18 protein-coding genes are annotated in these 25,073 nt (G+C 52.0%); 8 read left to right on the top strand and 10 right to left on the bottom strand.

Translation table 11 applies throughout. The features are described from left to right. Positions 1 to 123: 123 nt before the first annotated feature. From T496_RS0101850 to T496_RS0101825, 6 genes are read left to right on the top strand one after another with little or no spacing between them, the layout of a single operon-like run. A complete protein-coding gene (locus T496_RS0101850) occupies positions 124 to 3,126 on the top strand; it encodes a SusC/RagA family TonB-linked outer membrane protein (RefSeq protein ID WP_027449240.1) in 3,003 nt (1,000 codons plus the stop codon). Positions 3,127 to 3,137: 11 nt separating this feature from the next. Further along, complete coding sequence (locus T496_RS0101845; protein WP_394331332.1) at positions 3,138 to 4,904, top strand: RagB/SusD family nutrient uptake outer membrane protein; 1,767 nt, start codon at positions 3,138 to 3,140, stop codon at positions 4,902 to 4,904. Between the two features lie 23 nt (positions 4,905 to 4,927). Next, entirely contained in the window at positions 4,928 to 5,740 is an 813-nt protein-coding gene (locus T496_RS13190; RefSeq protein ID WP_081783506.1) for a SusF/SusE family outer membrane protein, read from the top strand. 14 nt (positions 5,741 to 5,754) lie between these two features. Next, positions 5,755 to 7,173 carry an alpha-galactosidase gene (locus T496_RS0101835; RefSeq protein ID WP_231477974.1) on the top strand — a complete coding sequence of 473 codons (1,419 nt, stop codon included), beginning with the start codon at positions 5,755 to 5,757 and terminating at the stop codon, positions 7,171 to 7,173. 41 nt (positions 7,174 to 7,214) lie between these two features. Beyond that, the gene (locus T496_RS0101830; protein ID WP_044110441.1) at positions 7,215 to 9,305 is read left to right on the top strand and encodes a glycoside hydrolase family 97 protein; all 2,091 of its coding nucleotides are present in this window, start codon (positions 7,215 to 7,217) and stop codon (positions 9,303 to 9,305) included. Between the two features lie 43 nt (positions 9,306 to 9,348). Then, the gene (locus T496_RS0101825) at positions 9,349 to 10,632 is read left to right on the top strand and encodes a leucine-rich repeat domain-containing protein (RefSeq protein WP_197018916.1); all 1,284 of its coding nucleotides are present in this window, start codon (positions 9,349 to 9,351) and stop codon (positions 10,630 to 10,632) included. A gap of 140 nt (positions 10,633 to 10,772) precedes the next feature. Here T496_RS0101825 and ispG read toward each other — a convergent pair whose 3' ends face one another. From ispG to T496_RS0101795, 5 genes are read right to left on the bottom strand one after another with little or no spacing between them, the layout of a single operon-like run. After that, entirely contained in the window at positions 10,773 to 12,161 is a 1,389-nt protein-coding gene (ispG, locus tag T496_RS0101815) for a (E)-4-hydroxy-3-methylbut-2-enyl-diphosphate synthase (RefSeq protein ID WP_044110438.1), read from the bottom strand. Positions 12,162 to 12,199: 38 nt separating this feature from the next. Further along, positions 12,200 to 12,706 (bottom strand): 5-(carboxyamino)imidazole ribonucleotide mutase, encoded by a 507-nt coding sequence (gene purE, locus T496_RS0101810; RefSeq protein WP_027449234.1) that lies wholly within the window; start codon positions 12,704 to 12,706, stop codon positions 12,200 to 12,202. Between the two features lie 13 nt (positions 12,707 to 12,719). Then, complete coding sequence (locus T496_RS0101805) at positions 12,720 to 13,349, bottom strand: phosphatase PAP2 family protein (RefSeq protein ID WP_044109113.1); 630 nt, start codon at positions 13,347 to 13,349, stop codon at positions 12,720 to 12,722. 35 nt (positions 13,350 to 13,384) lie between these two features. Continuing rightward, complete coding sequence (gene rpoN / locus T496_RS0101800; RefSeq protein WP_027449232.1) at positions 13,385 to 14,929, bottom strand: RNA polymerase factor sigma-54; 1,545 nt, start codon at positions 14,927 to 14,929, stop codon at positions 13,385 to 13,387. A 3-nt stretch (positions 14,930 to 14,932) separates the two neighbouring features. After that, the gene (locus T496_RS0101795; RefSeq protein WP_027449231.1) at positions 14,933 to 15,580 is read right to left on the bottom strand and encodes a hypothetical protein; all 648 of its coding nucleotides are present in this window, start codon (positions 15,578 to 15,580) and stop codon (positions 14,933 to 14,935) included. A 119-nt stretch (positions 15,581 to 15,699) separates the two neighbouring features. Here T496_RS0101795 and T496_RS13185 point away from each other — a divergent pair, with 119 nt between their 5' ends. Continuing rightward, entirely contained in the window at positions 15,700 to 17,028 is a 1,329-nt protein-coding gene (locus tag T496_RS13185) for a histidine-type phosphatase (RefSeq protein WP_052342020.1), read from the top strand. Between the two features lie 9 nt (positions 17,029 to 17,037). Here T496_RS13185 and T496_RS0101785 read toward each other — a convergent pair whose 3' ends face one another. The 4 genes from T496_RS0101785 to cysS form a co-directional block, all read right to left on the bottom strand. After that, complete coding sequence (locus T496_RS0101785; protein ID WP_027449230.1) at positions 17,038 to 17,457, bottom strand: SufE family protein; 420 nt, start codon at positions 17,455 to 17,457, stop codon at positions 17,038 to 17,040. Positions 17,458 to 17,474: 17 nt separating this feature from the next. Then, positions 17,475 to 18,719, bottom strand: coding sequence for a U32 family peptidase (locus T496_RS0101780; RefSeq protein ID WP_027449229.1), 1,245 nt, complete (start codon positions 18,717 to 18,719; stop codon positions 17,475 to 17,477). A gap of 89 nt (positions 18,720 to 18,808) precedes the next feature. Beyond that, complete coding sequence (locus tag T496_RS0101775; RefSeq protein ID WP_027449228.1) at positions 18,809 to 21,676, bottom strand: M16 family metallopeptidase; 2,868 nt, start codon at positions 21,674 to 21,676, stop codon at positions 18,809 to 18,811. A 107-nt stretch (positions 21,677 to 21,783) separates the two neighbouring features. Continuing rightward, positions 21,784 to 23,277, bottom strand: coding sequence for a cysteine--tRNA ligase (gene cysS, locus T496_RS0101770; RefSeq protein ID WP_027449227.1), 1,494 nt, complete (start codon positions 23,275 to 23,277; stop codon positions 21,784 to 21,786). A 161-nt stretch (positions 23,278 to 23,438) separates the two neighbouring features. On the opposite strand from cysS, the gene T496_RS0101765 reads away from it, so the two are divergent. Continuing rightward, positions 23,439 to 24,431 (top strand): M28 family peptidase, encoded by a 993-nt coding sequence (locus T496_RS0101765; RefSeq protein WP_027449226.1) that lies wholly within the window; start codon positions 23,439 to 23,441, stop codon positions 24,429 to 24,431. A gap of 22 nt (positions 24,432 to 24,453) precedes the next feature. On the opposite strand, the gene T496_RS0101760 is transcribed toward T496_RS0101765, so the two are convergent. Further along, entirely contained in the window at positions 24,454 to 25,065 is a 612-nt protein-coding gene (locus T496_RS0101760) for a DUF4294 domain-containing protein (protein WP_027449225.1), read from the bottom strand. Positions 25,066 to 25,073: the final 8 nt, after the last annotated feature.

The following is a 25,073-nucleotide window of genomic DNA, read 5'->3' as shown; positions in this document are numbered from 1 at the left end:
ATGTAGATCTGATATATTTACCAAGGCATTACTATGTGATATAACTTCATGGGTAATGCACTACCTTTGCCATCGAAATCCTAAAAACGAAACAATAACATCAAAAACAATCTGATGATTATCATGAGAATTAGACAACAAAGACAACGATCAGTCCGGTGGGTGGCCAGCATGTTAATCTTGCTGCTGATGCCTTTAGGACTACTTGCACAAGAGGTACGCGTGCAAGGCTTGGTGAAAGATGCCTCGGGCGACGCCATCATAGGTGCGTCTGTGGTTCAGAAAGGAAAGAAGGGCACAGCGGGTGCCATCACCGATCTGGACGGTCGCTTCGTGATGAATGTTCCTGCAAAGGCCACGCTGGTGGTTAGCTACCTGGGCTACGAGACCCGAGAGGTGGCAGTGAACGGACAGACACAGCTCACCATTACGATGACAGAAGACAACAAGGTGCTGAACGAAGTAGTGGTGGTAGGCTACGGAACGATGGACAAGAAAGAACTGACATCGGCCGTGTCGCACGTAGGCGAGAAAGACTTTCTGACAGTCAGTTCGCTGGATCCCTCGATGATGATTCAGGGTAAGGTAGCGGGTGTCAGCATCACCAACACAGGTGCCGGCGATCCAAACAACCAGGCCAGCATACAGATACGCGGTGTCAGCTCGCGTTCGGCTGGCTTGGGCCCGCTGATTGTCATCGATGGTGTGCCCGGTGGCAATCTCACCAACCTTAATCCTAACGATATAGCCTCTTTCGATATCCTGAAAGACGGTGCTGCCTCAGCTATCTATGGTACGCGCGGAAGCAACGGTGTCATCGTGGTCACTACGAAGAAGGGCAGTAAGGACGGCAATATGCACACCTCCTACTCAACGATGATGTCGTGGGACGTGATCAAAAAGGAACTGAAGATGATGGACGCCCAGGACTATCGCGCCGTGCGTCTGGGATGGGGCGACACCGGTGTGGACCTGGGAGGCAATGTGGACTGGCTCGATGCCGTGAGCCGCACGGGCGCTACCGTACAGCATACACTCACCCTGAGCGGAGGCAACGACAAGAGCAACTACCGCATCAGTGCTGACTATCGCAATGCCCACGGCATAGACCTGCGCTCTAAGCGCGAGGAATATGGCGCACGCGCATCAATCATGCATACCACTAAAAATGGACTGTTTACCTTAACCGCCAATGTCGCACCGCGCATCATAGACCGCGACAATGCCGACTGGAGTGTCTTCAAAGATGCTATCGAGGCGAACCCCACCACACCGCTCATGGATCCCGAGAATCCTGTACGTTACTATAACTTCATGGGACAGGTGGTAGGCTCGAACCCTGTGGAGCGTCAGCGACTGGAGACCGACCATGCCGACACGCGTCTGCTGGACTTGGATGGCACGGTGCGACTTAACCTCCTGCCGTTGCTCGCCAACGACGAGACGATGCGCCACAGGCTGACTACTCAGATTATGTTTGCTGATCATCAGTACAGCAACGACAATACGTGGTTCCGTCCCTCGACAAGTACCATCGCCATCAACAACGGTCGCGACGGCGAGGCTAGCCGCTCGTATAGCAAGGAGAGTCAGAGGGTGGTGGAATGGCTCACGAACTATAGTGGCAGCATAGGTCTGCACAACATCAAGGGAATGGTGGGCTACTCTTATCAGTACTCGCGCTACTCGGGTCTGAGTGCCGAGAACAAGGATTTCCCCAACGACGGTCTTGGTGCCGACAACCTGGGCTCTGGCGAATATGCCAAGGAAGAGGGCGAGGTGATGATGGGCAGTTACAAGAACGACGCAAAGCTGATTGCCTTCTTCGGTCGTGTGAGCTACGACTTCGACGGTCGCTATCTCTTCACCGCTTCGCTGCGTCATGAAGGTTCTTCTAAGTTTGGTGCTGACAATAAGTGGGGTAACTTCCCCGCCGTATCGGCAGGTTGGCGCATCTCGTCGGAGAAGTTCATGAAGGATATTCGCTGGATAAGTGACCTGAAACTGCGTGCCGACTATGGTGTGACGGGTAATCAGGACTTCGGCAGCTATCTCTCGCTGAACACCATGACGGGCTTCGGCTACTATTATTATAATGGTAAGTACTTCCAGGTGTGGGGACCATCGAAGAATGTGAACCCCGACCTGAAGTGGGAGAAGGGTAAGAACTGGAACGTGGGTCTGGACTTCTCGCTGTTCAATGGTCGTCTGTATGGCTCGCTGAACTACTTCAGTCGTCGTCAGCAGGACCTGCTGGGTAACTATAAGGTCAGCGTTCCGCCCTATCTGTTTGATGAGACCTTCGTCAATGTGGGCACGATGAAGAACACCGGTTTTGAGTTCGACCTGAACCTGAAGGTGGTGAACACAAAGGACTTCTCCTATGACCTGAACATCGTGGGTACAACGATGAAGAACGAGTTTGTGGACTTCAGCAACTCTCAGTACGTGGGACAGGACTATTACGACGTGTGCGGCACGGAGGATCCCTATCCCTTCTACAACCTCCAACGCATTGAGAAAGGCAAGTCGCTGGGTAACTTCTACATGTGGCGCTATGCCGGACATACTACCGATGGCGAGTGGCTGGTATATGACAAGGACGGTGACATCATTCGTGCTTCGCAGGCCAGCGATGAAGACCGCCAGGTGGTGGGCAACGGCATGCCTAAGTTCACGATGTCGTCGAGCCATAACTTCCGCTGGCGCGACTTCGACCTCTCACTCTTCTTCCGTGGTGCCTTCGGTTATGATATCTTCAATATCCATGACTTCTACTATGGCACGCGCAACTTCACGGGTAACCGTCTGCAAAAGGCTTATGCCAAGAACTACAGCATAGCTGGATCGGCGAACCCTGTGGTGTGCGACTACTTCCTGGAACGTGGCGACTATCTGAAACTCGACATGATGACGCTGGGCTATACGTTCAGCCCTCGCAACTGGCGCTTCATGGACAGACTGCGCGTCTATGGCACCATGAAGAATATCCTGACGCTGACTAAGTTCAGTGGTGTGGATCCTTCGACCTATCAGGTGAACGGTCTGACGCCAGGCGGACAGGGCTCACGCACCTATTTCCCATCAACACGCCAGTTCATTGTAGGACTGCAAGTGGACTTCTAACGCAATGAGTAATGAGAAACAAAAACATGAAAGCAGAGATGAAGAGCTATATATATAAAATGGTGGTGGCTGTATGCTGTACAGCAATACTTAGTAGTTGCACAGACCTGGACGAGAAACTCTATGACCAGGTGGGCGTGCAGAACTACTATAACACCAAGAACGACGTGATTCGTGCTACGTTCCGTCCTTTTGAACATGCCTTCTGGAGCATACAGAGCAGACATGTGCTCAACGAACTGACAGCCGACCAGCTGATCACTCCCACACGAGACGGCTGGTGGGATGATGGTGGCAAGTGGCGCCGACTGCACTACCACGACTGGAACGTGGAGGATGGCGGCGACGCACAGACGGAATGGAATGGTTGCTTCCAGGGCATCATGCAGTGTAACTATGTGATTGAAGACCTGAACGCACTGACGCCTTCACGCTTCGGCTTCTCGGAGGCGGAGTTCAACAACCTGAAAGCACAGTGCCGTGTGCTGCGTGCTTGGTTCTACCTGCGCCTGTTGGATGGCTTCCGCAATGTGCCCTTGGCTGTGAGCTACAATGATGTGTCGAAGAACACGGAGACACAGGTGGAGCCTAAGGTCATCTTCCAACTCATAGAGAACGACCTGAAGGAGTGTCTCCCGCTGCTTACGGAGAAGACGGAGCTGGGAAGCGGAGCCAATCTGCAGGGACAATGGACCAAGGCTGGTGCTGCTGCTCTGCTGGTGCGCCTCTACCTGAATGCGAAGGTTTATATCGATGAGGACCGATATGCGGACTGTGCACAAGTGGCACAAGACATTCTGGATGGCAAGTATGGTAAGTATGAGGTGGCTGATCGCTGGGATGCTGCCTTCGATTGGAACAACGATGTGTGCGACGAGGTGATCTTCGGCTTCCCTGCAGCCCCGGGCTATAGCTACTGGCAGTATCAGGGTGACACCTACTGGTGGACTGTTCCTGCCCGTGCCCGCTACTATCTGAACGACAGTAAGTGTAAGGCTGGCGACCATAATACGAAGTATGCCGCTTCGCCAAGCTATGCGCCTAACGGTACGAAGTTGTCCTATGAGCTGGGCATGCCTGTGGAGCATTTCCGCAAATATGCGGGCGATGAGCGCATGAAACTCTATCGCAACCTGGGTAATAGTCAGCGTGAGGGTATGTTCCTCTATGGCTATCTGGAGTACAAGGATGATAATGGCGCCACCAAGCGTGTGCAGGCTCCGGAGTCTCCCTACGACCTTTATATCCGCGATGCCGTGGGTAAGTTTCAGGACCTGGCTCCTAACAAGTGGCTCGTGACGACCAGCAGCACGCTGCGCGATGGTGATCATAACTCTGGTTGGCACTTTGCCAAGTACCCTTTCTATACGGATAATGATGCTCACCAGATGGAGAGCGACTATACGGAGATACGACTGCCCGAGATTATCTACTCGCTGGCTGAGTGCAAGCTGCGTGCTGGCGATAAGACTGCTGCTGGCAAACTGCTCAACAAGGTGCGTCGCCGCAACTATCCTGCTGCCAATCTGCCTACGGTGCTCTATCAGCCTGATGGCGCTGCTACGCTCGATATGAAGGAAATGCTCGACGAATGGGGACGTGAGTTCTTTGCCGAGAGCCGTCGTCGCATAGACCTCATCCGCTTCGGCAAGTTCACTTCAGGCTCGTGGTGGGACAAGACGCCCGATGCCGACGACCATACGAAGATATTCCCCATCATGCGTCCTATTCTGAATGCTAACCCTGCGCTTGTGCAGAATCCTGGATATAACAAGTGATAGTGAAATAAAACGAAATAACGATGAAACCTATGAAATATATGTTGATAGCATTCGCAGCCCTGCTGATGACAGCCTGCGATAGCGAGATGGACCTGAAGATTATAGAGGGTGAGCTGCCTATCAAGACCTCAGCGCTCTATATGGTCGGCGATGCGACGCCTAATGGCTGGAGCATTGATAGTCCGACGCCTCTGACACCTACGGCTGATGATGCGCTGGTGTTTGTCTGGGAAGGACCTCTTTACAAGGGTGAGATGAAACTCTGCCTCACGGTTGGCAGTTGGGATGCAGCCTTCATCCGTCCTGAGATTCACGGAACGGAGATTAACAAGACAGCTACGGTCAATCAGAAGTTTGAGATGCATGCTGGTGATCCCGATAATAAATGGCGTGTGACGGAAGCTGGAGAGTATCGACTGACCTTTGACTTGCGCCACTGGCAGATGTCCACAGAGTGGTTGGGCGAGATCGTGGTGAAGAAAGATCCGCTGGAATCTGAGACTCTTTACATGATCGGTGATGCGACACCTAACGGTTGGAGTATGGATAATCCGACTCCTCTGACACGTGATGCGTCGAATAAGTACCTCTTTACGTGGGAGGGTAACCTGAATACGGGCGATATGAAAGCCTGTCTTGAGCCTGATGGTACTTTCTCGTGCCCGTTCCTGCGTCCTTCTTCGGGCGATGTGGAGATATCGTCTGCAGGTGTTTCGGCTTCCGACTTCGTTTACACAACGAACCCTGACGATAAATGGCACGTGACGGAGGCCGGAACCTATAGCATCACTTTCGACTTGGAAAACTATACCATTCACGTAGAAAAGAAATAATAGAGATGAAACAAATGATATTTTGGACAATGGCCTTGGCAATGACGATGCTGTGTTCGTCGTGCAAGGACGATGTGGAGATGCGTTATCCTCCTAAGTATGAACTGCCGGAACTGCCCGTGGTGGAGGGAATACATGATGGCGTGAAGGCTCCGCTCTACTGGAGCGTGTATGAATACTGCTACGAACAGAGCGCTGCTGGCGTGGCCAATAGTGATATGGATCTCACGGAACAGCAGTGGGATGAGATCATTTCATGGGTGGCTACCGACTTGAAGCCTTATGGCTACGACATGATATGTACGGACGGCTTTATCCCTATGACGGCAAAGGATGAGTCTGGCTATATGACTCACTATGGCTCTATGGCCTTGAAGGACTTGGCCGCAAAGTGTAAGGCGAAGGGCTTGCGCCTGGGTGTCTATGATAACCCTTTGTGGATTCATGGTCCGCGCAATACAAAGATAGAGGGAACGGACTATATCTTCGGTAACCTGATATACAATGGTAGCTCTGCTGTGCAGAATCCCACGACGCAAGACCTCTGGTTTACGTGGGTTGTCAGCACGCAACCAGGCGCTCAGGAGTACATAGATGGTTTCTTCAAGCATTATCATGACTTGGGTGTGGACTTCATCCGCATGGACTTCCTGTCGTGGTATGAGGATGGTAAGGACCGTGGACAAGGACTGGTGGGACGCGGCTATGGACGTGAGGCTTACGGAAGAGCAATGGCTTACATCGCCCAGTCGGCTAAGAAGTATGGCATCTTCACTTCGCTGGTGATGCCCCACATGTATAATGATGCGGAAGTGGAAGCCCGCTATGGTAATATGGTTCGCATCGTGGCTGATACAGAAGATGGCGGATGGAATCATACTTCCACTCACGACAAGGGTCGTTCCTATACAAACTGGCCCAACTGCAAGAACCAGTTTGATGGTTTTGTCTATTGGTCGCACATCGCTGGTCGTAACAAGGTGATACTTGACGGTGACTTCCTTCGACTGAACAAATATGCAACCGAGGCTGAGAAACAGACGGCTGTCTCACTACAGCTACTGGCTGGTGGTCCTGTGTCTATTGCTGATCAGAAGAGTACCATAGGTAACAACACGTCGTTCTATACCAACTCGGAACTGTTGGCTCTCAACAAGGACGGTTTTGTAGGTAAACCGCTTAGTGACCAACTGAACGACAAGCAGAACGAGATATGGTACGGCACGATGAGCAACGGTGATTATATTGTCGGACTATTCAACCGCGGTGACCAGTCGGCTACGGTCAGCGTGAACTTGAGTCAGTTGGGTATCAGTGGCACGCTGAAGATGCGTGACCTCTGGAAACATGCTGATGAGGGAAACATCAGCGGAACACTCTCTGCTACTATTCCTGCACATGGATGTAAAATTGTAAGATTGACGAATAAATAAACATGAAAACAAAGATATTATTCCTAATTACTGCATTTCTCATGGCGCGTTGCACACTGTTTAACTCCCATGCTCAAAACATTGAGGTGACATCGCCCAATGGACTGGTCAGCGTTGCTTTTACGCTTACTGGTAATGGTGTGCCAACGTATGCCATGAGTTTTAACTCGAAAGAAGTTGTGGCTCCCAGTAAGTTGGGCTTGGAGCTTGCAGAAGAGCACTCTCTGCTCGACGGCTTCACGCTGGCTGCTACTGAGTGCTCTACCTTCGATGAGACCTGGCAACCTGTATGGGGAGAGACAAAGAACATACGCAATCATTATAATGAGTTGCTTGTTCGTTTGCAGCAAGATGAAACGGGACGTCTTATGAATATCCGTTTTCGCGTCTATAACGATGGTGTGGGCTTCCGCTATGAGTTTCCGCAGCAGGAAAAACTGGTTTACTTTGTGGTAAAGGACGAGCGTACTCAGTTTGCTATGACTGGTGATCATACGGCTTGGTGGATTCCGGGTGACTACGATACACAGGAGTATGACTATACAGAATCGAAACTATCGGAAATCAGAGGACTTATGAAGTCGGCCATCTGTGACAATGCCTCGCAAACATTATTCTCACCTACGGGCGTGCAGACCGCTCTGCAGCTTAAGACGGCAGATGGTATCTACTTGAATATTCATGAGGCTGCACTCATAGACTATTCTTGCATGCATCTTGATCTTGATGACAATCGCTTTATCTTCAATACACAACTAACACCCGATGCCCAGGGTAATATGGCTCACATGCAGTCGCCTTGTCACACGCCGTGGCGAACTGTGATGGTTGCAGACAATGCCTGTGGCATCCTTTCATCCAACCTAATCCTTAATCTTAATGAACCTTGCAAAATTACCGACACATCGTGGATCAAGCCTGTGAAGTATGTTGGCGTGTGGTGGGAAATGATTGGTGGAGGAAAACAGTGGTCGTACACGTTCGATCTGCCTTCCGTTAAACTTGGAGAGACAGACTATAGTCATGTAAAACCTCACGGACAACATCCTGCTAACAATGAGAATGTACGTCGTTACATTGATTTCGCTGCCCAACACGGTTTCGACCAGGTGCTCGTGGAGGGATGGAACACTGGTTGGGAAGACTGGTTCGGTCATTCCAAGGACTATGTGTTCGACTTCCAGACGCCTTATCCAGACTTTGACATCCGTGCACTCAACGACTATGCCCACTCCAAAGGGGTGCGTCTGATGATGCACCATGAGACTTCGGCTTCTGTCCGTAACTATGAACGGCACTTGGAGGCGGCCTACAAACTGATGAACCAATATGGATATAATGCTGTGAAGAGTGGCTATGTGGGGAATATCATCCCACGTGGAGAGCACCACTATGGTCAGTGGATGGTTAACCATTATCTGTATTGTGTCACCGAAGCTGCCAAGCACCACATTATGGTGAATGCTCACGAGGCAGTGCGTCCTACTGGTCTTTGTCGTACATGGCCTAATCTCATTGGCAATGAGTCGGCACGTGGCACGGAGTATGAATCGTTTGGTGGCAATAAACCGTCGCACACAACGGTCTTGCCCTTTACTCGCTTGCAAGGAGGACCGATGGACTATACCCCAGGTATCTTTGAGATGGATATGAGTAAGGTGGATCCTAATAGCCACTCACATGTAAACAGCACGCTGGCTCGTCAGCTGGCACTCTATGTGACTATGTACTCTCCACTGCAGATGGCTGCTGATGTACCTGAGCAATACGAGCGTTTCATGGATGCTTTCCAGTTTATTAAGGATGTGGCAGTAGATTGGGACGACTCACGCTATCTGGAGGCTGAGCCTGGTCAATATATTACTGTGGCCCGAAAGGCTAAAGGAACGAACGACTGGTTTGTGGGATGTACCAGTGGAGAGCAGGGGCATCAGTCTGTATTACCGCTTTCATTTCTGGATTCTGGTAAGAAGTATGACTGTACCATCTATGCCGATGCGCCCAATGCTCACTATCTAACAAATCCGCAGGCTTACACCATTAAGAAGAAAGTGGTGACAGACAAGACTGTTCTTCGCCTGAAGGCTGCTCCCGGTGGTGGTTATGCCATCAGTATCAAAGAACGTAAATAATCAAAGTTATTCAAAAACTAACATAACCCTAATAAAAAAAACTATGCGTAAAATTACTTTTTTACTATTAATGGCTATGCCTCTGATAGTCATGGCCGCTGTTGATGACGTGTTCACAGTTGACAATCTGAAGTACAAAGTTGTGACGGAGGATGGTGAGAAAAATGAAGTGATGGTGATTCGTCCGGATGTGGAACTCACGGGAGATGTTGTCATTCCTGCTAGTGTAGCTAACAATGAGAAGACCTATTCGGTGGCCTTTATCAAAGGTGGTGAGATAGCTGAAGGATGTGCTTTTCGCGAGATGACAGGAATTACTTCTGTAACAATCCCTTCTACGGTCTATTCGCTGCAGGGTGTCAGCACTTTCTTTGGTTGCACCGGACTGCGTGCTGTCTATAACAATGGCAGTATGGACCAGATTGAAGGATGGACCTTCTATGGCTGTTCTTCTTTGGAGTATTGTGCGATTCCTGCTTCAGTCAACAAAGTGGGTGAGAGTGCTTTCGAGAATTGTAATGCATTGAAGTCTCTGACTATCCTGGGTTCGGTTAGTCTTGACCAACATGCGTTGAAGAACTGCTCAGTGCTGAAGAACATATACTATGCTGGTAGCAGCCTGACACTTATCCCCACAGAGGATACCTGGCAGATCTTCGAATCGACAGACAATCCTGTGTTCTATACAAAGGCATCGGCTCTCGATGATATCAAAGCCGCACTAAATGGGAAGGCTGACTGGATTAAGGACCAGGCAACAGCTGATATCCTTTTCACGCCTGCCACGGATGTGTTTACCTTTGCCCGTGATTTCGATGTTGACTTTGCTGAGGCTGCCGACCTGAAAGTACGCTATGCTTCTGATTATAGTGACTCTGAGCTTGTGCTAACTGCTGTGACCAGTGCAAAGGCGGGAACAGGACTCCTCATTAAAGGTGAGGCTGGCACGGCTTGTACGTTGCGTATTGCTGAGACAACACCCGAGGCAGTCAGCAACAAACTTGTGGGTGTGGTGGCTCCAAAGGTGCTTCCTGCTACTGATGGCGACAAGACAAACTTTATCTTAAAGGATGGTGTGTTTAAGAAGGTAAGCACTGCCAACAAAGAGATAGCAGCAGGAAAGGCCTACTTGCAGTTGCCAACAAGCAGTGCGGATGAAGCTCGTGACATTATTTTCTCTTTTGAAGATGAGACTACGGGTATTGGGAACCTCACCCCGGCCCTCTCCAAAGGCGAGGGAGTTGTTTACGACCTGATGGGACGTAAGGTGAAGAAGAATGCTAAGGGATTGTATATCGTGAATGGCAAAAAAGTGATAGTGAAATGAAAAAGACATATAAAAGCCCTCTGATAGAAGTTTATTCAATCAGAGGGGAACAGTTACTTACGGCATCGGATTATAACTTCAGAAGACGTCGCGTGGAATGGGACGAGGAAGAGGATGCCGATGAAGCGGAATAGTTGCTATTAGTTAGTTGAATTGGTTGAGCGGTCGCTGTGAATGAGTTCCAGCAGTCGCTCAACTGCTTCTTCTTCAGGAATGTTCTTCAAGACACACTCCTTGGCTCTGTAGAGCGAGATCTTACCACGACCTGCTCCTACGTAGCCGTAGTCGGCATCGGCCATTTCACCCGGACCATTCACAATGCATCCCATGATACCTATCTTCAAGCCCACAAGGTCACTGGTGGCTGCCTTGATCTTGGCAATGGTCTCTTGCAGGTTGTAGAGCGTGCGTCCGCAACCAGGACATGAGATATACTCGGTCTTGGTGAACTTAATGCGGGCGGCCTGAAGAATGGCGTCGGCAAGACTAATCAAACTAGCAGGAGTAGTAAAACTAGCGGAACTGGTTATGTCCAACTTAGTGGCTTTGCGGTCTATGAGCAGGGCACCTACGGCCATTGCTGCTTTCAGTTGGAATGTCTCCCAGTCAGCGGCATCGAGGTTCAGGGTGATGGTGTCGTCCTTGATGCTGGCTTCTGCCTCTGCACGAAGCTGTGTGCACTCGGGGATGAGTTCCACCAGTTTCTTGGCTACGGGAATCTCGCACTCTGGTTCCTCGCTGAGACTCACACGAATGGTGTCGCCAATGCCTTCTGTCAGAAGGGCACCGATGCCTAGTGCACTCTTGATACGACCGTCCTCACCTTCGCCTGCTTCTGTAACACCCAGATGCAGGGGATAGTGCATGTCCTCCTGATCCATGGTCTTCACCAACAGACGTACGGTGGTGACCATCACAACGGTGTTGGAGGCCTTGATAGAGATAACCACATCGTTGAAGTTCTCGCGACGGAAGATGCGCAGGAATTCCATACAGCTCTCTACGATACCTTCAGGTGTGTCGCCATAACGGCTCATGATGCGGTCGGAGAGTGAACCGTGGTTCACACCAATACGCACCGCCGTGTGGTGCTCCTTACATATATTTATAAAAGGTACGAGCTTGGCTTCTATCTTCTTCAGTTCTTCGGCATACTCCTCATCGGTGTATTCCAAGTGCTTGAACGTGCGACCCGGATCAACATAGTTACCTGGGTTGATGCGCACCTTCTCACAGTACTGCGCAGCTACATCGGCAGTGTGGGCCGTGAAGTGCACGTCAGCGACAAGTGGTGTATGATAGCCATCGGCCTTCAGACAAGCAGAGATATTCTTCATGTTCTCTGCCTCACGAGTGCCCTGTGTGGTAAAGCGTACCAGTTCACCACCAGCATCGATGATGCGCTTGGCTTGTGCCACGCTACCCTCGGTGTCGTTGGTGTCAGTTGTTGCCATCGACTGTACGCGGATGGGGTTGTCGCCGCCAATGGCGATGTTGCCCACGTGGACTTCTATTGTCTTTCTTCTCATAGTTGATGGGTTAATGTGTAAAAAGGTCTTTGTGCAGCTTAATTGGTCTTGAAGTTGTATTTCACCTCAGCCAATTCCTTGTTTGCTTTCTCAATCTTGCTCTTCAGACCAGCCTTATAGTCGCTGAGACGCTGTGCAAGGGCGGCATCGCTAAGGGCCAACATCTCTACGGCAAGGATGGCTGCGTTCTGTGCACCGTTTACACCAACGGTGGCAACGGGAATGCCTGGAGGCATCTGGATGATAGAGAGCATAGCGTCGAGACCGTCGAGCATGCCCTTGATGGGAACGCCGATGACGGGCAGCGTGGTTGAGGCTGCGATGACACCAGGCAGTGCGGCTGCCATGCCGGCTCCGGCAATGATAACCTTCAGGCCGCGCTCCTGAGCGGTGCGGGCAAAGGTCTCAACGGCGTCGGGCGTGCGGTGAGCCGACAGGGCGTTGACTTCGAAAGGAACTTGCATCTCGTCGAGCAACTTACATGCTTTTTCCATGACGGGCAGGTCGCTCGTGCTGCCCATGATGATACTTACTACTGGTTTCATATGCTTGTTTTTTTTAATCGATTGCGAAATAGAATATGCTTACGCCGCCAATGATGAGGCCCACGAGGAAGCCTACGCACACCTGTGACAGCGTGTGCTGGCGCAGAAACATGCGGGCACTGCCCAACATGCCTGCCACGACAAGCGTGAGGCACAACCAACAGGTGGGGTCGAAAGCGAAGATCTCAGCAAACACCAACAGGGCACCGGCCACACCTCCGATGGCGGCGGTGTGGGTAGATATCTTCCACCACACGTTGATGATGGCACAGACAATCTGAACCATCAGCGCCGCAAAGACAATAGACGACACGAAGTGGAAAATGTTGAGGGCGTTGAGCACCTGTATGCACAGCAGATAACTGCAGATGGAGATGAGGTAGGGCACCAGACGGCGGCGCTTGTGGCTCAGCTCGAACAGGGTCCAACCGTGATAGTTGCGATAAAGGCGAATAAGGAAGGTGGGCATCAGGATGGTGAACAGGTACACCAGGCTAAGCACCATGAACCGATAGCCTGCCGGCAGCAGACTGAGATAGCTGAAGGTGAACAGCACAATAAGTCCTACCAACGGCAGGTAGAAAGGGGTGAACATCATGCTGATGGTGCGTGCGGCAATGATGATGCTCTTCTCTCTTGACATCTTAATGATGTTTTTCTCTTTTGACATCCTGATGACTAATTAGACTTTCTTAAACGCGCAATGGGTATGCCCAGCATCTCGCGGTATTTGGCCACGGTGCGGCGGGCTATGGGGTAGCCCTTCTGGGCCAGTATCTTGCAGATTACATCGTCGGCAAGGGGCTTGCGCTTGTCCTCCTCGTCGATAATCTCGCGCAGTACGGCTTTGATGACGCGGGTGGACAGTTCCTCGCCGTTCTGTGTGGTGAAGCCCTCGCTGAAGAAGTAGCGCAGGGGGAACGTGCCCCATCGCGTCTGGGCATATTTGGAGTTAGACACACGAGAGATGGTGCTGATGTCCAAACCGGTCTTCTCGGCCACGTCTTTCAATATCATGGGGCGCAGCAGGGTCTCGTCGCCCTCTTCGAAGAAGGGGTGCTGCAGCTGGATGATGGCCTTCATGGTGAGGGTCATGGAGCGCTGACGCATCTTGATGGCATCGATGAAGCTCTGGGCTGCCCCCACCTTCTGGCGCGTGTAGAGCAGGGCTTCCTTCATCTGGCGCGACATGGTGTCCTTGTTGTTCTGGTATTCCTTCAGCAGTTCGGCAAACGAGGAGGACACCTGCAACTGTGGTATCTCGCTGTTGTTCAGCGAGAAGGTGACCGTACCGTCGTCTTGTGTATCGACGATAAAGTCGGGGGTGATCTGTTGGATGGAGTGGCCGATAGTTTCGCTCATGGATGCACCAGGACGCGGATTGAGATGGCGCAGTTCACCGGTCAGCTCTTCCATAAGCTGAGAGCCCACCTTGAGGTCTTTCTGCAACTTGTCCCAACGGCGGTTCTTGAAGTCGTCGAAGTGATGCTCCAGGACGCGCAGCATGAGTCGGTCCATGTCGAGCTTATTTTGTGGCGCGCCGTTGCTGGTGTCGTCGGCAAGCTTGCGCTCCACTTGCAGTTGCAGGCATTCCTGCAGGTCGCGGGCACCAATGCCTGGCGGGTCCAGTTGCTGCAGGCGCTTCAGGTTCTTTTCAATCTCCGCTGTGCTGAGATCGATGTTATGATAGATGGCCAGTTCCTCGGCAATACTGTCGATGGGGGTGCGCAGCAGACCGTCGTCGGCCAGCGAGCGGATCAGATACTCCATGACATAGCGCTCCTGGTCGTTGAGTTCCAGTTCGCTGACCTGCTGCAGCAGTGTGTCATAAAAGGTCTCGCTGGCGCCAAAGGGCGTGTCTTCACGTTCTTCAGCACTATAGTGGTTGCCGGCATATACGGGCAGGTCCTCGTCGTCGCGGCCAAAGCTCTCCAAGGCGGCGTCGAGCGCATCCTGACGCTCTTCGCGTTCGCGCTGACTGTCGTAGTCCTCGTCGGCATTGTCCTGTGTGTTGGGACCGTCGTTGAAATCGGTGTTATCGGGAAATTCAGGCTCGTCGGTCTGTTGTTCCAGCGCAGGATTGTCGTGCATCTCGGTGTTGACCCGTTCAATGAATTGCTGAAGGGGTAGCTCCACCAGTTGTGCATTCAACAGCTGTTGCTGCGAGATGGTTTGCTGCAAGTGCTGTTCTTGTCGTTGTTCCTGAGTCTGAATCTGAGCCATTATTTACTTGAAATATGCCATCAGTTCTTGTGCCAGCTCGTTCAGCTGGTTGGGGTCTCCGTTGCCATAGCGGTGCCAGATGTGCTGACAGGCGGGCAGCAGGGGTGATGGTTCGACATCATTCTTGGTAAAGTAGGGGTCGCACGACTGAAAGGTGGTGAGCACCTCTACGACCTCGGCAGGAGAAAGCTTCATTTGGCGGGCCAGCTCTACGACTTCGGGTGTCTCCTCGACCATGGTGGCGGGCGTCAGCTGGAAATAGAGGTTGAGCGCGAGTATCAGCATGACGGGCTTCAGCCTTTCGTTCTCGGCCAGCGGACGGAAGTCTTTCTCAAACGACTCCTGAATCTCGACGCCACTGTAGAACGCATCGCTGGCACCGAAGTCTTTCATCTGGCGCAGCGTGGAGACGGCGCGCTGCAGGCGGCGCGGGTTCTCGCTGTAGGTCTGCCAAAGCCGCTCGATGAGGGGCGTCTCAAGTCTTTCTATCTGACGCATGCGAGCTTGCAGTGCCTGTGGTGCAATGTGCAGTTCCAGGCTCAGGTCCACCATATCCTTGCTGTAGAGCGCTTTGGTGCCCACAGGTTTCTTCAGGTAGAGTTGCAGTAGCAGCAGCCAGAAGTCATCGTGCCAAACTTGATTCTTTGCCATGTGCCTTAATTTTGGAGCAAAGTTACTGAAAACAACGTGAATAACCAAATTTTTTTAGATGCTTTCAACAAGAATTCTAATTAATTTTGTACTTTTGCACCAAACAATAACTAAGAACAATGCGAAAACTGTTTTTTCTGATGGCACTGGCGATGCTTTCTTCAGTCGTCAAGGCGCAGCTACAGATAGAACCACCGCCACAGATACAGCCACCCAAGGAGGAGTTCAAGAAGAATCTCAGACTGTCGGGGGGCGAGTTTCTGGCTTATCCCATTCCGCGACAGCGCAAACAGACGCCTGCGCCCGAGGGAAAACGCTTGTTCTATGTCAGTCACTATGGCCATTTCGGTTCGCATCATCATGAAGAGGAGATGGACTATGACTACGCACTCAACTGCCTGACTGAGGCCGACGACCAGGGCATGCTGACCACCCTGGGCAAGGATGTGCTGGACCGTATTCGCCGAATGAAGGCTGAGGCCTACCTGCGATGGGGCGAACTGACGGAGGTGGGACTGTCACAGCAGCGTGTCATCATCTCGCGTATGTTTGAACGCTTCCGCCCCGTGTTTGGCGATGGCGCACATGTCGAGGCGCATAGCACCATCGACGGACAGACGGTGCTGGCCATGGGCGTGGCGTTGCAACAGCTGTTGCTGCTGAACCAGAAACTGGACATCCATCAGGATGCCAGTCTTCACGAGATGTACTATATGAGTCAGCAGGACAGTGGCTTGCAGGCGGAGCGTCTGTCGGCCCAGAAGCGCCAGGCCTTTGATGCCTTCTGTAAGAAGCGCCGCCGCTGGCAGCGCATGGTGGGAGCGCTGTTTAATGACAAAGACTACCTGGAACAACGCGTGGACGGCGAGAAGCTGAACCGCCATCTGTTCCGTCTGGCTTCCAATCTGCAGAGCTCCGAACTGCGCAAGGAGATGACCTTCTACGACCTCTATACCGACAACGAGATATACGAGAACTGGCAGAAGGAGAACGTCTTGCAGTATCTCACCAATGGCTTTTCGCAGTACGACGGTGGCGATCAGCCCTATTCGCAGCGCAACCTGTTGCGCCGCATCATTCAGCAAACTGACAGTTGCATCAAGATGTCGCATCCCGGCAGCACTCTCCGCTTTGGTCATGAGATGGTGATCATGCCACTGGTTTGTCTGTTGGGCCTTGATGGCTACGACCAGCAGGTGGGCGATCTGGACCAGTTGGAGAAGCGTGGCTGGGTGGACTATCGCGTATTGCCGATGGGTGCCAACATCCAGTTTGCCTTCTACCGCAAGAATGCCTCAGACAAGGATGTGTTATTCAAGATCCTGCTAAACGAAAATGAGGCGACTCTGCCTTTGAATACAGATATCGCCCCATATTATCATTGGGATGATTTTCGCGACTACTACCTGCAACGCATCAATGCGTATGATGAGAACCTGGCAGAGTAGTCGCTCCCCTTATGCTTTCTGACTGAAGGCCAGCGCATACATGCGGGCCTGCTTCACCATGGCCAGCAGACCATTGCTGCGGGTGGGAGAGAGGTGCTCTTTCAGTCCTATCTCCTCGATAAAGTAGAGGTCGGCATTCAGGATGTCCTGAGGTGTCTGGTCGTTGAGCACACGGATGAGCAGTGCCACGATGCCTTTCACGATGAGGGCATCGCTCTCGGCCTGGAAGTGAATCTTCCCGTCGGCATAGTCGGCCTGCAGCCACACACGGCTTTGGCAACCGTCTATCAGGTTGCTCTCAGTCTTATACTTCTCGTCCAGTGGCTCCTGCTCGTTGCCTAAGTCAATGAGCAACTGGTATTTGTCCATCCAGTCGTCAAAATCGCTGAACTCCTCGATGATCTCGTCTTGTCTTTCGTTGATGGTCATATCTTAAATCTCCATTCTCATTTTTCAATTTTCTCTATCAGGAACAGCTTGTCGCTGGGACGCACCTTCTCGGGCACCTTGATGCTGACGCGTGTGCCTTGCTGGGCGGTCTCTACGGCGTGGGTGTCGTCGTGGATCTCATCTACGGTGACATACAGCGCACCAGTGGTGGGTCCCGTGATCAGCATCTTGTCGCCTACGCTGAAGGTGCCTGCCTCTACGGCAAACTCGGCCACGCCCAACTTCGAGAAATACTTCACGCCCTTGCCGATGTACTTCTTGCGCTCGGTGGCGCTGGAACCGTAGTTGGTGTTCCACTCGCCCAGTGTCTGTCCCTGGTAGTAGCCGTCCCAGAAGCCACGGTTGAAGACGGTGGCTAGGCGCTCGTCCCAGGCATCCTTCTTCTCCTCGGTGAACGTGCCGTCGAGCACGCTCTGGATGGCCTCCTTATAGCACTGCACCACGGTGAGTACATATTCGGGACCGCGAGCACGACCCTCAATCTTGAAGACGCGTACACCGCTCTTCATCATCTTGTCGATGAAGCGCACGGTCTTCAGATCCTTAGGACTCATGATATACTTATTGTCAACCTCCAGTTCGGTGCCCGTCTCGCGGTCGGTCACCAGGTATGAGCGGCGACAGATCTGCATACACGAACCACGGTTGGCCGAACGACCTGTGTTGTCGAGGCTCAAGTAGCACTTGCCACTGACGGCCATGCACAGTGCGCCGTGACAGAACATCTCAATGCGTACCTGCTGGCCACTGGGGCCGCAGATGTTTTGCTCCTCTATCTGGCGGTAGATCTCGGCCACCTGCTCCATGTTCAGTTCGCGGGCCAGTACCACCACGTCGGCAAACTGTGCGTAGAACTTCAGAGCCTCCACGTTAGAGATGTTCAACTGTGTAGAGAGGTGAACCTCCATGCCCTTCTGACGACAGTAGGTCATCACGGCGATATCGCAGGCAATCACTGCCGATATCTTTGCCTCTACGGCAGCATCCACGATCTGATGCATCGTCTCGATGTCCTCACCATAGATGATGGTGTTCACCGTGAGATAGGTCTTCACACCTGCCTCGTTACAGGTGGCGGCAATCTCGCGCAGGTCGTCAATCGTGAAATGGTTGGCAGAATGCGAACGCATGTTCAGCTGTTCCACACCGAAATACACCGAATCGGCTCCCGCCTTTAGGGCAGCAGCCAACGAATCGCGGCTCCCCACGGGAGCCATGATTTCAAAATCCTTCATATTCATGATGCAAAGGTACAAAGAAGTCGTCGAATAGCAAAAAGAAACAATATATTTCTTTGTATTACAGGCTATTTCTTAACTTATGTATATCCTCACCTATACACATCCTCTTTTTTCAGTTCCACGACTTTTCCGAAGCGGGCAAGGGCCTTTATGTCTGTCAGATGCTTATCGCCAATAACCACCCAGACACGATTACTGTTGGAGGCAATGTGCTGTTGGTGAAACTGCAGGATGTCCTGAGATGTAACAGCAGGTATGCTCTTGGCAATATCCGCCTGAGGATCAGATGTGTATCCGTCTCTCAGTTGGTTTGCTACATATTCGCCCACTGTGCGGAAAGAAGGATAAGCATTCTGGATATCATTGACAACGCTCTGGCGCGAGGCTTCCAGGTTATTCTCCTTCATCGGTATGTGATGTAGCAGAGAGTCTATGGTTGAGAGCGCCTCCAATGTCTTATCGGCTTGTGTGCCCGTTATTGTGATGTAACATTGTGTTGCATCTGGATGACGGGCAAGACTTGAAGTAAAAGCACTTCCACCCGTGGAGTAAGCCAGCGAGCGGAACTCACGGACATTCTGGAAAAGCACCGACGACATACTGCCTCCGAAATACTCATCCCAGAGCTTGAACTGTGCACGGTCTTTCTGTGTAGGCAATGCCCCGACGGCATCATAGCTAACCACATAGTTCTGGCGTGACTTTGGCACGTGGTAGAAATAGACCACTGGTTCGTCATACTGCAGGAAAGGACGGAAGGTATCAGCCTGGGGTTTGGTGCACTGGTCTAAGGGAAGGATGCGTTGCGCTTCATTCGCCACATACGCCATAGGCTGGCGACCACAGTAGAAGAGTTCGCAGCCGTACTGCTGCAACTCCTGGAAGAGCGCCAGCAAGTCCTCGTCTGTCAGAGACTTCACTTCCTTCCTACTCATCTGCGTGAGGTACGACGACCTTTCTCCAACAGCGATACGATGTATCACTGGTTGCAACACGTCGTCTTTCTGTTTTCCGAAACTCTTACGCTCTACTCCATCCTCGTCCTTCACATCTTTGAGTGCATCACGATCTCCCTTGGCCGAGCGCAGGAAATGCGCCAACAGCTGCAGGGCGGGCACCAGTTGGTTGTCTGGACCCGTGAGGTTGATGCTGAAAGCTACGTTGCCAGACGCTATCTCCATCGTGGTGCCAATACGCTGCCATGCCTGTTCCAACTGCTGTTTTTTCAGTGAGTCGGTGCCCAACTGTGACAGATAGTTGGCCATGATCTTCAGTGCGGGCGTATGCAGTTCGCCATTCTTGTAGCGGATGGTAAAGCTAAAGACATCGTTGATGGGGTTCTCTTTGTAATACAGCAGGGTTTGAGACTTGAGAGGAAGTATAGTCACATCCTTTTTAAAGTCAACGGTACGTACTGCCATATCCTTGACAGGCACCTGCTCCAACTGCTGGGCAAAGGCCGACTTCGCATCCATGTTTTTCGGACTGATAGGCTTATAGCCGGGCTGTTTCAGTGTCTCTTTCTTTGACGTACCGTATTTCTTGACCAAGGTGATATAATTGGCACCATAATACTTCCTTGCCGCTGCCACCACGTCAGCCTTTGTCAGTCGGCGAATACCTTCCATCTTTTGAAGCACATCCTGCCAGTTGCGCCCTTTCGAGAAGGCGTTAATCAGCACATCCGAGCGATTGCTGATCGTTTCTATATTCTGTTCGGCCTCCATCAGCATCTCTTGCTTCAGGGCTTCCATCTGCTCGTTGGAAAAATCACCGTCCATCACCTTCCTGACCTGTTCCATCACGCGGGCCTCTGCCTTTTTCATCTTTCCAAAGAGGTTGGGAATGACCACGATGCCAGAGCCTGCTGCATCATCCAGCGAGGCACTCATGGCTGCAGCCATCATCAACTTGTGTTCGTTGACCAACGAATCCAGCAGGCCAGCCTTACCGTTATAAAGCAGTTTGTTGGCCAAATCGAGCGCATTGGCATCTGCCTCATACTCTGTAGGGGCCTTGAATACCAAGGCTTCTGCACCAACCAGGGGGATAGGCAGTTTCACCTCTTCACGCTCACCTGCCGCAATCGTAGGCATAGGGCTCTTTATGCGCTCTGGCGCAGGACCAGTCTGCACACGTCCGAAGGTTTTCTCCAGCAATGCCGTCAGCGCAGCATCGGGCTTAATGTCTCCACAGAGAATCAGGCCCATATTTGATGCTACGTAGTATTTCTTATAGAAGGCAGCCATATCCGACAAGCGCGGATTCTTCAGATTCTCCGTCGAACCAATGATAGGATAGGCATAGGGCTGGGTCTTAAACACCGCACGGAATACTTTATCCTGTGCATTGCCCAGGGCATCGGCAGCACGGTTTTTCTCTTCATAGACATTCTCTAACTCACCCTGAAAGCCGCGGAACACGGGTTTGATGAGTCGCTCGGAGTTCAACCAGCACCACTGTTCTATGAACTGTGGCAGGAAAGAGTTATGATAATAGGTTAAATCATGACCGGTGCCAGCATTCAGAGCGCTGCCACCATATTTTGCTATCAACCGACTGAACTCATTGGGAATCGCGTAGTCGGCAGCCTTCAGACTCAGTTCGTTGATATGTTTCTGAATGCGCGTGCGCTCTGCCTCGTCCTTGGTGTTGCTAAGCAGGTCGTATTGAGCCGAGATACTGTCGAGCCACGGCTTTTCTTTATCATAGTCAGTGGTACCCATGCGGTCGGTACCCTTAAACATGATATGCTCAAAATAGTGAGCAATACCCGTATTGGGGCAATCCTTTGCACCAGCTTTTACCACCACGACGCCAAAGACTTTCGGCTGGGAGTGATCCTCATTCAGCCATACGGTCATGCCATTACTCAGTTTCAACTCCTTGACATCCAGCTGCGCATAAGCCAGCACACTCGTCAAGACTGCAACCAAAAGAAAAGCAATACGTTTCATATTCAGAAAGAAATAATTAAAGGGTTAGATGTTGCCATTTGGCGCACATCTAACCCTTCTTTAATCCATTATATACACGGGCTTTTCATACCCATCAGTATTTTCGTTTACTTGTTCAGTTTCCAAGTGACGCCGTCTTTCGTATCCTTCACCTCGAAGCCGGCGGCAGCCAGGGCATCGCGAATCTGGTCACTGGTGGCCCAGTCCTTGTTGGCCTTAGCCTTGGCACGCAGCTCCAGCACCATGTCCATCACCTTGCCAAAGGCAGCCTCGCGTTCGTCGTTAGAGCCACTCTTCTCTGACTTCAGACCCAGGATGTCGAAGGCAAAGAGCTCCATGGTCTCCTTCAGCTCCTTCAGACAGTCGGCACAGATGGTGGCCTTATGATCCACCAACTTGTTGACCACGGTGCAAGCCTCGAAAAGGTTGCTCAGCACCAGTGGCGTAGCCAGGTCGTCGTTCATGGCATCGTAGCACTTCTGGCGCAGCGCCTTAACCACCTTCTCGGTCTCGGTATCGCACTTGTCGCTGACCTGCACACGCTCCAAGTCGCTGATGGCGTTCATCAGTTTCTCGTAGCCCTTCTCAGCAGCCTGCAGAGCCTCGTTAGAGAAGTCCACCGTACCACGATAGTGGGCAGAGAGCACGAAGAAACGGATGGTCATGGGCGAGTAGGCTTTCTCGAGCAATGGGTGATTGCCCGTGAAGAACTGCTCCAGTGTGATGAAGTTGTTGTATGACTTACCCATCTTCTGTCCGTTGATGGTCAGCATGTTGTTGTGCATCCAGTACTTCACGGCGGGATGACCCATCGAAGCCTGTGCCTGGGCTATCTCACACTCGTGATGAGGGAACACCAGGTCCATGCCACCACCGTGGATGTCGAACTGCTCGCCCAGGTACTTGCGGCCCATGGCGGTACACTCGCAGTGCCAGCCGGGGAAACCGTCGCTCCAGGGCGATGGCCAGCGCATGATGTGCTCGGGCTGTGCCTTCTTCCACAGGGCGAAGTCGGCCTGGTTGCGCTTCTCGCCAACACCATCGAGGTTGTCGCGCGAAGCATCCTTGATATTCTCCAGTGAGCGTCCGCTGAGGATGCCATACTTGAATTTCTTATTGTAAGCCTCTATGTCGAAATAGATAGAGCCATTGCTCTCGTAGGCAAAGCCGTTGTCCAAGATCTGCTGCACCAGCTGCTGCTGCTCGATGATATGACCCGTGGCGTGAGGCTCGATAGAAGGGCGCAGCACGTTGAGCGCATCCATATACTGATGGTAGCGGTTGGTGTAGTACTGGGCTATCTCCATAGGCTCGAGCTGCTCCAAGCGTGCCTTCTTGGCAATCTTGTCCTCGCCCTCGTCGGCATCGTGCTCCAAGTGGCCCACGTCGGTGATGTTGCGCACATAGCGCACCTTGTAGCCCAGATGCTTCAGGTAGCGGAACACCAGGTCGAAGGTGATGGCAGGACGGGCGTGGCCCAGATGGGGATCACCATAGACGGTGGGACCACAGACATACATGCCCACATTGGGTGCATGGAGTGGTTCGAAACGCTCTTTCTGTCGTGTCAGCGTATTGTAAATGACCAGTTTTGATTCCATATTAATCTGTATTTTTTTATGAATGTTTGCTAAGTTGTTGGCTTCCTGATTCTTTTTCAATCGGCAAAGTTACTGTTTTCTTGTGAAATACACAAATTAATTTGGAGATTTCGGGATTTCACAGTAATTTTGCAAGTCTAAATCAATCAATTGGATAGAAGATGAATGTAGTGAAATATATCGGTGTGATGATCATGACGATGATGCTGACCACGGCTTGTGGCGGTTCGAAGAAGAGTGCAAAAGACGAGGGTGGCGATATGGTGCCTGCGGGACCTACCTTTTCTGCCGACTCAGCATATGCTTTCTGTGCCAAACAGTGTGAGTTTGGACCGCGCACGATGAACAGTGAGGCGCACGACCGCTGTGCGGCATGGATCGTGGATCAGTTTCAGCGCTTTGGCATGACGGTCACCGAGCAGCGCGCTGTCTTGAAAGGTTTCGACGGAACACCGCTGCAGGCTAATAATATTATAGCCAGCTACCGTCCGGAACTGACCGATAGGATTTTGCTTTGTGCGCATTGGGACTGTCGCCCTTGGGCCGATAATGATCCCGATGAGGCCAACCACACCAAACCGGTGATGGGGGCCAACGATGGTGCCAGCGGGGTGGCTGTGATGCTCGAGATAGCCCGACTTATTGAGTCGGCAGCAGACACGCTGGGACAATTCGGCGTGGACTTCGTTTGTTTTGACGCAGAAGACTGGGGCACCGACAACGAGAGCGACTCGTGGGCGCTGGGCGCTCAGCATTGGGCTGCACAGCAGAAGATGCAGACGGACGGCCGTAGGTATCGCTATGGCATCCTCTTGGACATGGTGGGCGGACAGGGCGCACGCTTCTATCGTGAGATGTTCTCGTGCCAGTATGCTCCCAGTGTGGTGAAACGGGTGTGGAAGGCTGCCGAGGTGGCTGGTTTCGGCTCGTTCTTTCCTCAGCAGGATGGGGGCATGATCACCGACGACCATGGTCCGGTCAACGAGGTGGCTGGCATTCCTTGTATAGACATTATTTCTTATTATCCCGATTGCATGGAAAGCAGTTTCGGACCTACGTGGCACACGGTGACAGACGATATGGAGCATATCGACCCTGCCACGCTGAAAGCCGTAGGTCAGACCCTGGTTCAGGTGCTTTATTCTGAGCGATAATAAGGGAGTGGGGAGTTGAGGCTTAGAGTTGTCCTGCCTCAACCATCAGTACGACGCGCTCTGTCAGGCGATCAACGCCTTCGGGCTCATAACCTTTTTTCAGTGAGGCGCCAAACATCCAGGCGAAGGCCTGCCACATGCCCGAACGAACAGGACCGATGAAGGCCTGCATGGCTTCGTAGGCTGTAGAGTTGCACTCGCGGTCCACCAGTTTGATGAGCAGTTTGCCCTGTGAGAACGTGAGCTTCTTCATCTTGGGCTTGTATTCTGCCACAATCGAAGCCTCTACGCGCTTCATGTGCTCGTCTTTCTCCTTTTTCGTAGGCAACTTCTCCAGTACTTCGGCGGTCTCTATCAGCATCTGTCTGACGTTCTTAGCCAGCGGAAGCACCTTCTTCACGTTTTTCACCAGTCGCATGTAGGCCTGCTGCTGTCGTTTGCTCTTGAACGTGGGCTCGGGGTAAACATAGACGTTCGACATCTCCATATACTGAATAGAGTCGCCGTCCACCAGTGTCTTGCTCACCTTGACGGTGGGCACAAAGGTGGGGTCGCCAAGGTCTTGTTGCCCTTGGGCTGCAGCGGTCAGCATGCCAGCAGTGAGGAGTGTGCTCAGTAGAATATGTCTTTTCATGTCATCGT

The sequence above is a fragment of the Xylanibacter brevis P6B11 genome (assembly GCF_000621825.1).
In the GTDB taxonomy this organism is placed as follows: domain Bacteria; phylum Bacteroidota; class Bacteroidia; order Bacteroidales; family Bacteroidaceae; genus Prevotella; species Prevotella brevis.
The sequence above is the reverse complement of the archived record's forward strand: the minus strand, read 5'-3'. Positions and strand labels throughout refer to the sequence as shown.